The organism is Variovorax sp. SG517, from assembly GCF_013376045.1.
GTDB lineage: Bacteria > Pseudomonadota > Gammaproteobacteria > Burkholderiales > Burkholderiaceae_C > Variovorax.
On sequence record NZ_JABMJG010000002.1, the window covers coordinates 167,599 to 182,124 of the forward strand.

Consider the following 14,526-nt stretch of genomic DNA (forward strand, 5'->3'; position numbering starts at 1 on the left):
GTGGGGGAAGTCCGTGAGGCCCTTTGGAATGCGGCGGTCGTCCTGACGACGCCCGAGCGCGCACCAACGCTCCTCGAGCTGGCTCATCACGCACGTGTCGGTTATTCGGCCGCGCGTCGCACGGTTGACAACATGCGCAGGGCAGGGGTGCTTGAGCCCGTGCGTGATCGAGAGGTCGACTACCGGCACAAGCCGGTGAAGGAATACAGCCCGTGCGGTCGGCACGCTGCGGCCTCCCGCTCATCGTGCTCTTTGCGCGACGCGATCGCATCCTGGCCAGCGGCGGCGGTCTAGAAGATGGCCGACCAATCGAAGAAGCTGCCTGATATCAATTTCGGGGCGCTGGGTAGGGCGCTGCTCGCCCGCGCGGCAGATCTGGTTGCACAGTGGCTGCCGGGTGGCACTCGCAAAGGCGATGAGTACGTCTGTGGTTCGCTCGCGGGGGGAAGTGGCAACAGCTGCTCGGTCAACCTGACGACCGGCGCGTGGGCCGACTTTGCCGGCGATGACCGCGACCGAGGCGGGGATCTGATCAGCCTGTATGCAGCGATCCACATGCTCGACAACGGGCAGGCTGCGCTGCAGCTCGCGCGATCCGAAGGACTTGAGGACGTGGCCGGCATCGTCGCGCGCAGAGGGGGCGAAGCGCCTCCGCCGCCACCTCGGCCGCCGGCGCCGGCGCCGCGGCCAAAAGAGTCCGAGAAATGGACCACGGTCATTCCCGTGCCGGCCGTCGCGCCGCAACCGACGTTCTGGCATTACGAGCGCAAGGTGGAGGACATCATCCACAAGGCGGCGTACTACGTCGGCGAGCACCTGCTGGGTTTCGTCGTTCGCTTTCGCACAAGCGGCGGCGGCAAAGAGACCCTGCCGTATACCTGGTGCACGAGCTCGCGCGATGGCGGGTCGAAGTGGCACTGGCGCCAGTGGGATGTACCTCGACCGCTGTACTACCCTGGCCGTCAGCATCCCGAAGGGCGCACCGTCATCTTGGTCGAGGGGGAGATAAAGGCCGAAGTGCTGCAGGCGCTGCTCGATCGACATGCCCCCGGTGTGTACTGCGTCGTCAGTTGGCCGGGCGGTAGCAAGGCCTGGAAAAAGGCGTCGTGGGTATATCTCAAGGGCTGCACGGTCGTGCTGTGGCCCGACTGTGATGCGAAGCGCGAGTTGCCGACACCGAAGGAGCGCCAGGCCTGCGCCGACGATGCGGCCCTGGAGGAGCTCAAGGCGTCCAAGCCGCTGCTGCCGGCAAGAAAGCAGCCGGGCATGTCTGCGATGCTGGGTATCGGCGTCCACCTGCGCGATGCCCATCAGGCGGCGGTTTCCATCCTTCCCATTCCGGAGCCTGGCGAGGTGGAGGATGGCTGGGACTGTCGCGATGCCATCGAGGTCGACGGCTGGGACGGAACCCGCGTGCTCGAGTTCTTCGCGCGTGCGCAGCCGTTGCCGGACCTGGTCGACGACACGCCCTCGCCGACGTCCCCGCCGATCGACGAGAAGGCGTCGGCAAGTGGCGGGCGCGATGAAGAAGCTGCAGAAGACCAGGGCGAAGACGCATTCCAGGGCTACCTGGACTTCATCTGCAAGCAGGCCAAGTGCAAGACGTGGGAGCTGGGCGTCAACCGCCATATGGTGATCGCCGCGCTGAGAAAAGCGCCGGCATTGGCCGGCGTCGTGGGATACGACGATCTCCGCAGCACGCCGAGCACGCAGCGGCCGTGGCCTTGGCGCCAGGATGCCGCGCCGATGACCGATGCCGATGATCTTCGGCTCGGCGACTGGTTGACGCAGAAGTACAGGATCAAGGCGGCCTCGCGTGGGGCGCTGTCCGAAGCGATCGAGACGGTCGCCGACGAGAACCACTTCCACCCGTTTCGCGACTGGGTGCAGACGCAAAAGTGGGACGAGAAGCCGCGCACCCGGAAGTGGTTGATCCATGTTCTCGGGCGCGATGTCGCCGCGCTGCCGGAGAGGGAGCGGATCTACCTCGAGATGGTCGGTCACTTCATCCTACTGGGTCATGTGGCCCGGGTGATGCGGCCTGGCTGCAAGTTCGACTATTCGATCGTGCTCGAGGGCAAGACCGGCATGGGCAAGTCGACCTTGCCGGAGACGCTGGTGGGCGAGGCCTTCTTCAGCGACACCCATTTCGACATCGGCGCCGGCAAGGATGGCTTCGAGCAGCTGAGCGGGATCATCGCCTACGAGCTCTCCGAGATGACCGCATTTCGGCGGGCTGACAGCGAGTCGGTGAAGCAGTTCTTCAGCACGCGCAAGGACCGGTACCGCGGCGCCTACGGGCGCTACGTCACCGACCACCCTCGCCAGTGCGTGATCTGGTGTACGACGAACAAGAGGCAATACCTCTACGACTTGACCGGCAACCGACGCTTCTGGCCCGTGTGGGTCTATCAGCCGCTGAACATCGAGTGGCTGCGAAAGTGGCGAGGCCAACTCTTTGCGGAAGCCCTGGTCATGCTGCAGGCCGGCGAGCGAATCTTCCCGACGCACGAGGAGGAGCGGCTGTACTTCAAGCCCGAGCAGGAAAAGCGCCTGGTGGAAACCTCGGTGCAGTCCAAGCTCTACGACTTGCTGACACGCGAGGGCGCCGCGCGCACGGAAGGACGCTTGACGAGCGAGCTCAGCCAGCACACCACCTTCGTGACCATCGCGCAGATGACCGCGGCCCTGGGCGCAGACCCGGCGAAGTCGACGGCGCTGCTGGAGACCCAGATCCGCGACTGGCTCGTGGAAAACGGTTGGCAGCGCGCGCGTGCGGGCAAGCCTGCAGTGCCGGGCGGATCTCGCCCTTGGGGGTACGCAAGGCCGGAGGTCTGGCCACCGGTCGACGAGGACGAAGAGTCGGGGGGCAATGGTCCCTCTGGCAATGACGATGAACGGGGAGATCCGCCTGCACCGGCGGACGATCCCTATGGAGGCCGTGACGATGCGCCTTTCTGACCAGCGATCGCTGTGGGCAACAGCGGAAAAGGTCATGGCGCAAGAAACACGCCGTGAGGCACCAGCTGCGGGAGGCGAGATTCGCGGCAGCAGGTGCGCAGCGGTAGTGGGGAAGTCACTGCATGCGCCGATGACGTAGTCCTGCTCATCTGAAGCGTGGCCGGAGGCTGGGCGATCGCGCTGCACGTGTGCAGCGACGTCCACGCGTCCAGCCTTCGCATGGAGCGCATGGTGCTGCCGGTTCCTGGGGAACTGCCAGTTCAGGCCGCTGCATTGTCTTTCGGGTCTCGCGCGCCCTCAATGCGGCGCGCAGGCAGGTGTGCACACGTCTGCACGCTCGCGCGCGGGGCCTTGTGTGTGTGTTTCTCTCAGTAGAAATCAATGGACGGATGGACGTCCGGTGAAATGGAGAGCCAGCCATGACCACAGAAAAGCAGATTGATCCGGCGGTGGAACAGATCCGGACCATCAAGCGTCAGATGCCCTCGGTCTATGCCGCGATCCAGGCAAAGGCGGCAGAGATCGGCGGCCTCGCCTATGAGTTGGTCCGTCGTGGCGCTCGTGGAGAGCTGGGTTGCTTCTATGCGTGCGAGAAGGACATCAAGGTCGGCACGTACTGGCATGTAGCGCTGACCACCGACGTAGCGCTGCTGGTCGAGCGATACGGCATGTCATTCGTCTGCATGTGGGGCGAGTCGGCGATAGCGCCGCGCTTGCCCGAGGACCCTCCGACTGTCCAGGTCCAGAACGCCGAAGTGGTCGGGGCGTCAATCCCGCGGCGCAATGCCGAGTTCCGAGTTTTCATCGACGGTGTTCATGCGGAAGACCGCGCGCAGGGAGGTCCGCGAATGAAAGGGCGTGAGGTTGCCGATGGCGCGGATTGAATGGGTGAAGGCCCGGTTGGAGAACTGGGCGATGTGGAAGGCGCGAGGGGAGGCTGGCGGCCTCGGCTGGTCATCGCAGTCAGCGTTCCTCAACGAGCCCGCCGGCGGCTACCGGCAATCCAGGATACCGATCGACGAGGTCGACGCATCCGTGACCGACCAGGCCGTCGAGTCGTTGAAGGATGCCAGGCCGAGCCTGTACCAGGTCCTTCAATGTGTCCATGCGCGTGGCATCGGAGTCAAGGCGACGGCACGAGCGCTCGAGTGCAGCGAGTCGAATGTAAAAGCGCTGCTCGATGCGGCCGATCGGGAGCTCGGTGTGTGGTTCACCGAGCGTGCGGCCAGGCAGGCGGCGGCGCGCGATGCCCTGCGAGGGGGTTTTACGACATGACTCTTTTTGATAGATTTCTGTCAGGTCCTAAAAATGGGTCACGCGATGGCATTCCAAGGTTTCTCGCAGCGTTTGACGTTGGCCCGCAAGGTCTCCAGTGCAAAGTCCGCACGGTCATCGCCGCTCACGCAAGAACAGAAGGACCGAAAAAAGCGGCTGGATCGTGAGCGTGCTGATCGATTGCTTGCCGAGAATCTTGCACAGCGTGCACTGATCGAGTCCAAGCGCTCGTAAGGCTGATGCCACCACCAACCCGCCGCAGGCAACTGAGGCGGGTTTTTTCATGCTCAAGATCGACATCGACACCAAGCAGTTCGCTGTCCTCGGGAGCAAGCTGGCACGGTTCGGCGAGCAGGCACGAGCCAAGGCCATCGGGCGCGGGCTTTCCAAGGTGATGAAGCAGGCGCAGACGCAGGCCAAGCGTGAGATCACGTCGGAGTACAACGTGAGGTCGGGCGAGGTTGGCAAGCGGCTCGGTGTCCGGCTGCAGGCTAAGGGTCTGCAGGCGGTGTTGTTCGCGAAGGCCCGTGCGCGCAACCGCATTCCGCTGATGGAATTCGCGGCCAAGGCAACGAAGAAGAACGGCGTGCGGTTCAAGGTTCGCAAGACGGCAGGTCGTGGTCAGTTGCGCCACGCCTTCATCGCCACGATGAAGAGCGGGAAGACAGGCGTCTTCATGCGCGTGCCTGGTACGCGGAAGATCAAGCAGGTTGTCGGCGTCGACATCACGCACATGTTCGCCGGTAAGCGCGTCCGGCCGGCGGTGATGAAGAGCATCAACGACAACGTGGCCCGGGTCGTGACCCATGAGATGGAGTTCGAACTCCGACGCCTCGGGTTCCGGTGACGTTGCACCCCCGCAACGTTGTGAAAAAGGTACTCCCGGGCCCCCTCCGAAAACTGCGGGCACGAAAACGACCCGCGAAAAAAACGAAATTATCTGTGGCGCCTGAAGCGGGTTTCGTTTCGGGCTGTTGGCCTGTGGGCCGGAGGTTGTGATGGAAGAACTGCTCGGCACTGCGGACTGGCGCGTGTCGGTGGCGCAGCTCGCGTTGTTCCTCGAGCTCACCGAGCGGCGCGTGCAGCAGCTGGCCGCCGACGGCGTGATCCCGCCAGGTGAGGACGGGCAGTATCTTTTCCTTGCGAGCGTGAAGGGCTACCTGCAACTCATCCAGCAGGCCGCCGCCGGCAAGGCCGTCAGCGATGAGGCCAAGGAGAAGCAGCGTGCGCAGATCGACCTGCTGCAGACGCAACGGGACTCGGCGCAGCTGGTGCTCGATGAGAAGCGCGGTGCGCTGATTCCTGTCGAGTCGGTGCGCGCCGCGACAGTGAAGCTGGTGAAGGTGCTGACTGAAGGCGCTGACACGCTACCGGATCTGCTCGAGCGTAAGAGCGGCATTCCCGGGAACGTCGTCGTCGCGGTCGGCGAAGTCGTCGATCAATGGCGCACCCGGCTCTTCAAGCGCGCGACGGAAGTGCTTGGAGGCGAAGTCATTGCGGATCAACTGCCTGCCGTGCAGACGTCTGCAGATCGGCCCGATGAGCTCGAGGCGGAGCCGCCGAAGAAGAAGATCGGCCGGCCTCGCAAGAAGCGGGGCGACGCCTTCACGCCGCCATTGCTCTGATCATGGCGAAGGGGTTTGCCAGCGCAGAGGAGGTGATGCGCGACGCGGTCGCGTTGCTGCAGCCGCCTCGGCGCATCAAGGTGAGCGAGAGCGCAGCGCAGTTCCTGCACGTGGGAGCGGCCGGTGGCGACGACGCGCTGTGGGATCCCGCGCTGACGCCGTACATGCCGGCGCCGATGGACCGGCTCGCGGATCGTAGTGTGGAAGCCGTTGTGTTCGCCGGGCCTGCGCAGTCGGGAAAGACGGACGGGCTGCTGCTGGGCTGGATGGCTCACAGCATCGTGTCCGATCCGTGCGACATGATGATCGTGCAGACCACGCGAGAGCAGGCGCGCGACTTCAGCAAGCGTCGGGTCGAGCGTTCGCTGAGGGCCTCGCCGAACCTGCGCGCGCAGGTAGGAGCGGGCCACCAGGACAACGTGCTCGACAAGCAATTCCGCAACGGCGCGATGCTGAACATTGGCTGGCCGACCGCGAACCAGCTCTCGGGTAAGCCGATTCGGCATGTGGCTGCGACGGACTACGACCGCATCCCGCTGAACATCGACAAGCAAGGCGACTGCTTCGGGCTCCTGAAGACTCGGACGAAGAGCTTCATGAGCCGTGGCAGGACGTTGATCGAGTCCTCGCCCGGCCACGAGGTGCTTGACCCGGAATGGAAGCCGCGGGGCCATGGCGCGCCGCCGACCCATGGGGTCCTCGGGCTTTACAACCTGGGCGACCGGCATCGCTGGTATTGGCCATGCCTGCACTGCGGGGCAGAGTTTTTGGCCGAGTGGGACAACCTCAAATGGGACACCACGATCGATGATCCGGTCGTGGCCAGCCGGACGGCGCACATGCGTTGCCCGGAGTGCGAGGGCGTGATGGGGCCCGAGCACAAGGAGACGATGAACCGGCGCGGGCGGTGGCGCAGTGAAGCGGAGGTATTCGGCGACAGCTACCAAAGCAAGATCGCCAGCTACTGGATGCAAGGGCCGGCCGCCGCTTTCCAGAGCTGGGAGAGTCTGGTCTACAACTACCTGGCTGCCCTGAAGGACTTCGAGCTCACGGGCAACCAGGAGAAGCTGAAGGCGACGACCAACACCGACCAGGGGCGGCCTTACACGGTGCTGAGCGCCAAGGGCGACGGGCTGGATGCGGTGCTGCTCAAGCAACGGGCCGACAACTATGCGCCGCAGCGCCACGTACCGGCCGAGGCGCGCTTCGTGACCACGGCGGTCGACGTGCAGAAGCACCGGTTCGTGGTCCAGGTGCATGCGTGGGGCGTCGAGGGGCAGTGCTGGATCATCGATCGCTTCAACCTGACGTCGAGCGATCGCATCGGTGATGGCGGCGAGCGGTTGAAGATCTCGCCGTTCACGCACGCCGAGGACTGGGCCGCGCTCGACAAGCTGCTGGACGACGAGTATCCAGTGGCCGGCAACGAGGACATCAAGGTCCAGAGCCGGATGATCGTCTGCGACTCCGGTGGCCAGGACCAGGCGACCAACAACGCGTACGCGTACGCGCTGCGGCTCAAGCGCCAGTCTCGTGCTGACCGGTTCGCGCTCATCAAGGGGGCGAGCTCGCGTACTGCGCAACGGATCGTCAAGGGCAAGCCCGGTGATGACCGGATCAAGGTGCCGCTGTACATCATCAATCCGAACATCTTCAAGGATGAAGTGGCGGCGAGTCTGGCGCGCGAAGAGCCGGGCCCGAATTCCATCAACTTGCCTGATTGGGTCGGCGAATGGTTCTTCCGCGAGCTGACGGCGGAGACGCGGACCGCGACGGGCTGGGTGAAGAAGCGCAAGGGCGACAACAACGAGGGCTTCGACCTGTGCGGCTACAACCGCGTCGCTTACACGCTGGTGGGCGGCGAAAAGATCAACTGGGCCAAGCCTCCCGAGTGGGCCGGGCGTGCTCTCGGCGAGCGGATGGCGGAGAAGGACACCGTCGGCAAGACCGGCAATGACAAGTACCTGCAATGGCTGCGCGAGCGTGGCCGACGCATCAACGGCGAGTAACCACGAAAGACCATGACGAACTGCAACCCCTGTGATCAGGCTGCGGCCGCGCCCTCGGCCTCGCCGTGCGTGACGCCGACGTGTGCGGAGATGCTGTGCGCGGCCGTGAACGCCTACAACGCGCTGATGTCCGGGCGCGAGGTGGTCGAGGTCCAGTTCGGCGAGGAGCGGGTCAAGTACAACCCGAAGTCGATGCCGAACCTGCTAGACCACATCCGGCGTCTGAACATCGCCTGCCCGAGCGCTGCGGCGTCTGCGGTGCTGGGCCTGGGCGGTGGCGGCCCGCTGTCCGTGTCCTTCGGCCCGCGAAACCGTCGCTGCTGCGGCTGCTGAGATCGCCATGCTCGACACGCAAAGCGGCATCCGGATCCTGGACGCCGAAGGGAGACCCATGCCCAGCGCGGCCAGCTACAAGGCCAGCGACAGCATCAGCCGCGAGCTCGGTTCCTGGCAGCCGCCGCTGCAGAGCGCCGACCGGTCGATGCTGCCGGAGAAGGCGAGGGCTGAAGGTCGTGCGAAGGACCTTGTGCGCAACAACGGCTACGCGCGCGGTGCGGTCCAGAACCAGAAGGACCGCATCGTCGGTGCCAGCTACAAGCTCCAGCTGCAGCCGGTCTACAAGCTGCTGGGCATCACTGCGAAAGTCGCTGCCGCGTGGGCCAGCCAGGTCGAGGTTGCTTTCCATGCGTGGGCCGACGATCCGGATTGCTGGATCGATGCTCAGCGCAAGCGCACCTTCAGCCAGTTTGTGCGGGAGATGTCCGGGACCGAGATGGTGCAGGGCGAGGGCTTCCTCGTGCGCCAATGGCGGCCGTCCCCGTCGGGCTACGCCACTTGTTTCACCACGGTGGAGCCGGAGCGGGTGTCCACGCCTGGCGTCCAGGGGCTCCTGAACAACCAGGAAGAGGTGCTGCCCAACGGCAACCGCGTGCGCGCCGGTGTGGAGCTCGATGCCTGGGGCGCCGCTGTGGCGTACCACATCCGCACGAAGCACCAGCAGGACTTCGGCTACCTCGCGTCGACCGCGGTCGGGCAGTGGGATCGCGTGACCAAGCTGAACGAGTTCGGTTGGCGCCAGGTCATCCACCTCTTCGAGGTCGAGCAGGCCGATCAGACTCGTGGCTTCAGCGCGATGGCCAGCACGCTACAGAAGCTCAAGATGATGGACATGCAGGAGGATCTGGAGCTGCAGCTGTCCCAGCTCGGCACGGCCTTCGCCATGTACATCAAGACGCCGCTCGGCCGTCAGCGCGCCAAGGAAATCATGGGCGCCGACGACGAAGAGGGGATGATGAAGTTCACCCAGATGTGCATGGCGGCGCAGGAGGCTTTCTACGGCAGCGCTGGCGTGAACATCAACGGCGTGAAGCTGCCGACCCTCTATCCCGACGACGAGATCGGCGTGCTGCAGCCGCACAACCAGGCGGCAAACCACGAGCAGTTCAAGGAAGGCCTGATGCGCCAGAACGCGCGCGGCTGGGGCATGAGCTTCGAAGAGGCCAGCGGCGACTTCAGCAAGACCAGCTACAGCAGCGCTCGTGCCGCGATGCAGATCGCCTGGGCGTACGTCCTGGCCAAACGCGCCGCCATCGCCGACAAGGCCGCGACGCTGATGTTCCGGCTGTGGTTCGACGAAGCCATCGTGCGCGGCACGATCGCGCCGCCGCCGGGCGTGAAGTACTGGCCGGACAACAGCACGCAGATGGGCCAGATCTTCGCGTGGCTCACGAGCTGCACCTGGATCGGCGCCGGCAAGATCGTGCTGGACGAGTTCAAGCAGGCGAAGGCCAACGAGGTCGGCCTAGCCACTCACCAGGTCGCGCTGGATGACATCCTCGCCGAGAACGGCAACGACCTCGAGCGGCTGCTCGACGGCCATGTCCGTACACGCGAGATGTTCGAAGAGCGTGGCTTGCCGCTGCCCGAATACCTCGGGGGCGCACCGAAGACCGCTCGCACGCCCGAGCAGAACGCGGCCGACGACGCAGCGGCGGCACAACAGGACTGACCATGAAGCATGCCCATATCGCGGCCCGCGCGCTCAATCGCCCGCTGCTGCTGGAGCCCGGCTATGCCCGGATCTTCTTCTCGGCCCTCGGCGGCCGCCTCAACTTCGCCGGCCTCGTCGACGCGAAGGGGGAGGCCCTCGATCAGAAGGGGATGGCCGCCCTGTGCGAGAGCTACCTGCCGCGTGCCGTCGATCCCTGGAGCGGGGCAGACGTCACCGACCAGAGCTATGCGGTGGTCGACGGCGTGGCGGTGATCCCGGTGCAGGGCTCCCTGATGCACAAGAGCGGCTACATCGGCACCCGCTCGGGCGCCATGGGCTATGACGGCATCCAGGCGCAGATCGTGAGCGCGCTCGCAAACCCGCGCGTCAAGGGGATTCTGCTGGACATCGACAGCCCCGGTGGCGAGGTCGCTGGCGTGCGAGATCTCGCTCGGCTCATCAACGCGGCGTGGAAGCCGATCTGGGCCCACGCGAACGAGACCGCCGCGAGCGCTGCGTACTGGCTCGGCAGTGCGGCCCAGCGGCTGATCCTGTCCGAAACGGCGGAGGTCGGCAGCATTGGCGTGCTGATGGCGCATGCCGACTACAGCGCCATGCTCGACGAAGAGGGCATCAAGGTCACGCTTCTGTACGCCGGAGCGCACAAGGTCGATGGCAACCCGTACGAGGCGCTGCCGGAGTCGGTCCGTAACGCGTTCCAGGCGGATATCGAAGAACTTCGCTCCCAGTTTGCAGAGGCAGTCGCCGGCAACCGGGGCATCTCCACAGCGCAGGTGCTTTCCACCGAAGCCCAGCTGTACCGCGGCCGCGACGCCGTCGAGATCGGACTGGCCGACGAGGTCATGTCGTTCGACGACGCGCTCGGCGCATTTTCCGCAACCCTCGCCAAACAAGGCGGATTCTCGAAAGGCAAATCCATGTCGAATGGCTCGAACGCCTCGCCCAGTGCTGGCGAGATCTCCAACGAACAGCTCGCCCAGGCGCGCGAAGCCGGCCGTGCCGAAGGCCACGCTGCAGGCCTGCGTGAAGGCGCGACCGCGGAGCGCACGCGAATCGGCGCGATCCTCGGCTGCGACGCGGCAAAGGGCCGCGAGGCCACCGCGCGCGAGTTCGCCCTCGGCACCGACATGGCTGCCGATACGGCCGCGAAGCTGTTGGCTACGGTCCCCGCAGTCGATCCTGCCGCGGCGGCTGCTGCCGCCACGCTCGAACAGATGGGCAATGTCCAGCTCGTGCGCCCCGACGCCTCCGGCCAGGGCGGCGGTGGCGGTGACAAGCCGACGCTCGCCCAGCGCGTCGCGAGCGCCCGCCAAGCGCAGACCCTGGCCTGATCCGACAGGTCCACCCTCCCACAACTTCAGGAGCACTACCATGCAATCTTGCTGCAATGCCGCGGGCGTGACCCGCGACGTCTTCACGCCGGACGACCTCATCGTCGGCGACCATGTGCAAACCACCGAGGCGCTGCTGACGGGCGGCGTTGCGTACGCGCGTGGTGACCTGCTCGGCGTCGACGCCACCAACACCGTCAGCCTGGTGGCGGATCCGGCCAACGCCAAGTACATCATGCCGTTCACGCTCACGGCAGCCGAGGCCACCGCTCACGCGGCGACCGGCAACCAGCTGCAGTTCTACAGCCAAGGCGAGTTCGCGCAAGACCGCGTGAAGCTCGCCGGCGTGGCGCTGACCGCCCCGCAGATCGTCGCCGCCAAGGCCGCGCTCGGCCCGCAGAAGATCGAGCTGCGCCGCGTGCTGTAAGGCGCGCTTCTCCTTCGTCATCGCTCGCTCGTCGAGCTCGGGGCCCGCCAGAGAGCGGGCTTTTTCATTTTCGGCTTGCTAACCCGCAGGCCATTCACTTTGGACTGAGCCATGGACATCTATACCCCCCAGGAGCTGCTGGACGTCATTGACCTGACCTATCGGCCGACCACGTTCCTCACGAACACCTTCTTCCCGGAAGTGCAGACCTTCGATACCCCCGCCATCAGTTTCGATCGTCTCAGCGGGGCGCGCCGCCTCGCGCCGTTCGTGTCTCCCTGCGTAGAAGGTCGCCCCATCCGTCGTCGCGGCTTTTCGACCGATAGCTTCTCGCCGGCCTACGTGAAGCCCAAGATGGCGCTGACCCCGTGCAACGTCACCACGCGGCGGCCTGGCGAGCGCATCGGCGGATCGCTGTCGCTCGCTCAGCGCCGAGACCTCCAGCTTGCCGCAGACCTGCAGGAGCTGATCGACATCATCGACAACCGCCTCGAGTGGATGGCAGCGCAGGCGCTCGTCTACGGATACGTCGACGTGGCGGGCGATGACTATCCGCTGGTGCGAGTCGACTTTCAGCGCAGCGCTGGCCACAGCGTGGTGCTGGCTGGCGCAAATCTGTGGAGTGCTGCCACCGGCAAGCCGGTCAGCAATCTCGACAGCTGGTCGGGCACGGTGGCGCAGGACCAAGGTGGTTCCGTCACGGACGTGCTGCTCGGCGCCAATGTGTGGGCGCCGCTGTCCCAGAACCCCGAATTCAAGGACCTGTACAAGAACGTCCAGCCCATCGGCGGCCCGCTGCCGAGTCTGCTGCCTGGCGTGCTGGACAACGACCAGAAGGTCTACCGTGGCATGTTCGGCCAATACCGTCTGTGGTCCTACAACGCGACCTACACCGATCCGAACGGCGTGACGCAGTTCTACCTCCCGCCGGATGAAGTTCAGCTCGTTGCGAAGCAGACGATGCGCGGTGTACAGGCCTTCGGGGCAATTCAGGACCTGCAAAGCCTGGCGGCCGTGAAGTACTTCGCCAAGATGTGGCCGCAGGAAGACCCCAGCGTCATCTACACGATGGTCCAGTCGGCGCCCCTGCTGGTGCCGCGGGTCACGAACTCCACTTTCCGTGCAAAGGTGCTGTAAGCCATGACCGATACCACCAACAACACCACGGGCGCCGGTGAGGGCGCAGACGAAGCCGGTGCCGGCACCGGCGCTGGCGGCAGCGCGGGAGCAGCCGCGACCAACGCAACCGCGATTCCCACGGGTGCCGGTGCTGGCGCTGGTGGCAGCGCCGGCGCCAAGGAGCCCGGCCGCGGCCGCGGCGGCGCGCGGGCGAAGCGGGGGCAGCGGGCCAAGGCCCTCGGCGTCGTGCAACTCGAGCGCAACGGCAAGGTCGTCGAGATCCCGCCTGGCGAGGAGTTCGACGCCTCCGCCGAGGAGCTCGATCCGTTGGTCGACGCGCGGTTCGCCGTGCGCGTCGGCGCCGACGACGACGAAGCCGCAGAGTAGGCGCGGCCATGAGCGACAGCTACCTGCGAAACCTGCACCTCGAGCTGGTGCAGGGCGACGACTACCTCGCGGCCGATGGTCGCGCGTTGCAGTTCGTCGGCGCGGGCGTCTGCTGGCCGGCGGCTGTGACCGACGTGCTGCTCAGCGTGTGGAACCCCGTTGCCGACTGCGGTCTGGTCGGCAACGGGAGTGCTCCGCTGGCGGTGGTCTCGGTGGCTGGCGTCTTCACGCCGGCAGGCACCAGCGCCGCCATCGTCGCGGTCGATCTGCCCCGCGCGGAAACGCTCAAGCTGTCGGCTGGCGTGCGCCGCTACACCTTCGAGGTGGTGGGGAAGCCGCCGAGCAACAGCATGCGCACGCTGGCCCGCGGCTTCGTCACCGTGCTTGCGAGCCAGTCATGAACTGGGAGCAGATCAAGCAGGAGGCGGCCGCCGTCGTCCAGGCGGAGTTCGGCGAGCCGATCCGTTTCCAGTACTTGGAGGGCCATTTGGTCGACATCTGCGCGAAGTTCACGATGGCGACCACCGACGTCAGCATGGGCGGGCAGGTGCCGATCTCCAGCCGGCAGCCCATGTGCAACATTCGCAAGGGCGTGCTGGAGCGCAAGCCGCGCCAGGGGGACCTGGTCATCCGGCGCAACGTCACGTACGAGGTGAAGGCCGCCGAGGTGAAGCTCGACGCCTCCTTTGACGTGCTGCTGCTGGCCGTCGACGCACGGCACGCTGCGCGCATGAGGGATCGCACGTGACGCACCCGCGCACACTCATTCGCGAGCACATGGCCCGCGAGCTCGTGCGCCGGGGCGCCTGGGCCGACTCGGTGTTCGTCAGCCGTTCAACGCCGTTTTCCGACGAGGACCACTTCCCGAACGTGTGCGTCTACACGGACGGCGAGCGCACGCGCAACGCGCTCGGGCAGCAGCTGCTCGAGCAGGAGCTCGCGCTGCTGATCGAGGTCCGGATCGCGCGCACGCCTGATGCGCATCAGCCCTGGCGCCACGTCGACGGGCTGCCTTCGCACCCGGCCCAGACCACTGCGGCCGATCGCGAGCTCGACGAGTGCTGTGAGGCGATCGAATCGATCGTCTTCGGCCAGTTCAGCAACACGTCTGTCGTGGTCGAAGGTCAGAAGATCACGATCGACGAGATCTCCGAGGTCAACACCGAGATCGCGCGAAGCTCAGAGGGCGAGGTGCCCTATGTGCTTGCGCAGATCGAGTTCAAGCTGGTCTATCGCGCCTGCTACCCGGTGCCCAACGTGAACACCTGCCCGCTCGAGAAGGTTCTGGGCGAGCTGCGGCATCGCGTGTGCGGCGTCGAAGGGCAGGGCATTCACGCGAACGCGTATACCCCCCAACCGCCGCAAGGCGCCTGCTGAAAGA

The 14,526-nt window shown here is 65.7% G+C and carries 16 protein-coding genes; 15 read left to right on the forward strand and 1 reads right to left on the reverse strand.

The window, feature by feature from the left end; all coding sequences use genetic code 11:
• Positions 1 to 297: 297 nt before the first annotated feature.
• The 3 genes from FHT32_RS06235 to FHT32_RS06245 all read left to right on the forward strand — a co-directional run bounded on the left by FHT32_RS06235 (position 298) and on the right by FHT32_RS06245 (position 4,236).
• A complete protein-coding gene (locus FHT32_RS06235) occupies positions 298 to 2,961 on the forward strand; it encodes a VapE domain-containing protein (protein WP_176663777.1) in 2,664 nt (887 codons plus the stop codon).
• A 419-nt stretch (positions 2,962 to 3,380) separates the two neighbouring features.
• The gene (locus tag FHT32_RS06240; protein ID WP_176663778.1) at positions 3,381 to 3,845 is read left to right on the forward strand and encodes a hypothetical protein; all 465 of its coding nucleotides are present in this window, start codon (positions 3,381 to 3,383) and stop codon (positions 3,843 to 3,845) included.
• Positions 3,832 to 4,236, forward strand: a complete 405-nt coding sequence (locus FHT32_RS06245; protein ID WP_176663779.1) for an antiterminator Q family protein — start codon at positions 3,832 to 3,834, stop codon at positions 4,234 to 4,236. Before FHT32_RS06240 ends, FHT32_RS06245 begins: the two co-directional genes overlap by 14 nt.
• Before the next feature lie 114 nt (positions 4,237 to 4,350).
• Here the strand turns inward: FHT32_RS06245 and FHT32_RS06250 are convergent, their stop codons facing one another.
• The gene (locus tag FHT32_RS06250) at positions 4,351 to 4,521 is read right to left on the reverse strand and encodes a hypothetical protein (protein ID WP_176663780.1); all 171 of its coding nucleotides are present in this window, start codon (positions 4,519 to 4,521) and stop codon (positions 4,351 to 4,353) included.
• Here FHT32_RS06250 and FHT32_RS06255 point away from each other — a divergent pair.
• The 12 genes from FHT32_RS06255 (at position 4,520) to FHT32_RS06310 (ending at position 14,522) form a co-directional block, all read left to right on the forward strand.
• Entirely contained in the window at positions 4,520 to 5,083 is a 564-nt protein-coding gene (locus tag FHT32_RS06255) for a phage tail protein (protein WP_176663781.1), read from the forward strand. The two genes, FHT32_RS06250 and FHT32_RS06255, sit on opposite strands and share 2 nt — an antisense overlap.
• 151 nt (positions 5,084 to 5,234) lie before the next feature.
• Positions 5,235 to 5,861: a DUF1441 family protein gene (locus FHT32_RS06260; RefSeq protein ID WP_176663782.1), complete on the forward strand. Its 627-nt coding sequence runs from the start codon at positions 5,235 to 5,237 to the stop codon at positions 5,859 to 5,861.
• A 2-nt stretch (positions 5,862 to 5,863) separates the two neighbouring features.
• Positions 5,864 to 7,870, forward strand: a complete 2,007-nt coding sequence (locus FHT32_RS06265) for a phage terminase large subunit family protein (protein WP_176663783.1) — start codon at positions 5,864 to 5,866, stop codon at positions 7,868 to 7,870.
• A 12-nt stretch (positions 7,871 to 7,882) separates the two neighbouring features.
• Positions 7,883 to 8,203 carry a gpW family head-tail joining protein gene (gene gpW / locus FHT32_RS06270; RefSeq protein WP_176663784.1) on the forward strand — a complete coding sequence of 107 codons (321 nt, stop codon included), beginning with the start codon at positions 7,883 to 7,885 and terminating at the stop codon, positions 8,201 to 8,203.
• A 7-nt stretch (positions 8,204 to 8,210) separates the two neighbouring features.
• Entirely contained in the window at positions 8,211 to 9,878 is a 1,668-nt protein-coding gene (locus FHT32_RS06275; protein ID WP_176663785.1) for a phage portal protein, read from the forward strand.
• A 2-nt stretch (positions 9,879 to 9,880) separates the two neighbouring features.
• Entirely contained in the window at positions 9,881 to 11,212 is a 1,332-nt protein-coding gene (locus FHT32_RS06280) for a S49 family peptidase (RefSeq protein WP_176663786.1), read from the forward strand.
• A 40-nt stretch (positions 11,213 to 11,252) separates the two neighbouring features.
• A complete protein-coding gene (locus tag FHT32_RS06285; RefSeq protein ID WP_176663787.1) occupies positions 11,253 to 11,639 on the forward strand; it encodes a hypothetical protein in 387 nt (128 codons plus the stop codon).
• Positions 11,640 to 11,750: 111 nt separating this feature from the next.
• Positions 11,751 to 12,776: a major capsid protein gene (locus tag FHT32_RS06290; RefSeq protein WP_176663788.1), complete on the forward strand. Its 1,026-nt coding sequence runs from the start codon at positions 11,751 to 11,753 to the stop codon at positions 12,774 to 12,776.
• 3 nt (positions 12,777 to 12,779) lie between these two features.
• Positions 12,780 to 13,145, forward strand: coding sequence for a hypothetical protein (locus tag FHT32_RS06295; RefSeq protein WP_176663789.1), 366 nt, complete (start codon positions 12,780 to 12,782; stop codon positions 13,143 to 13,145).
• A gap of 8 nt (positions 13,146 to 13,153) precedes the next feature.
• Positions 13,154 to 13,546, forward strand: coding sequence for a hypothetical protein (locus tag FHT32_RS06300; protein WP_176663790.1), 393 nt, complete (start codon positions 13,154 to 13,156; stop codon positions 13,544 to 13,546).
• Positions 13,543 to 13,893, forward strand: a complete 351-nt coding sequence (locus tag FHT32_RS06305) for a hypothetical protein (RefSeq protein WP_176663791.1) — start codon at positions 13,543 to 13,545, stop codon at positions 13,891 to 13,893. Before FHT32_RS06300 ends, FHT32_RS06305 begins: the two co-directional genes overlap by 4 nt.
• Positions 13,890 to 14,522 (forward strand): hypothetical protein, encoded by a 633-nt coding sequence (locus FHT32_RS06310; RefSeq protein ID WP_176663792.1) that lies wholly within the window; start codon positions 13,890 to 13,892, stop codon positions 14,520 to 14,522. The genes FHT32_RS06305 and FHT32_RS06310 overlap by 4 nt, the downstream gene beginning before the upstream one ends.
• Positions 14,523 to 14,526 lie beyond the last annotated feature (4 nt).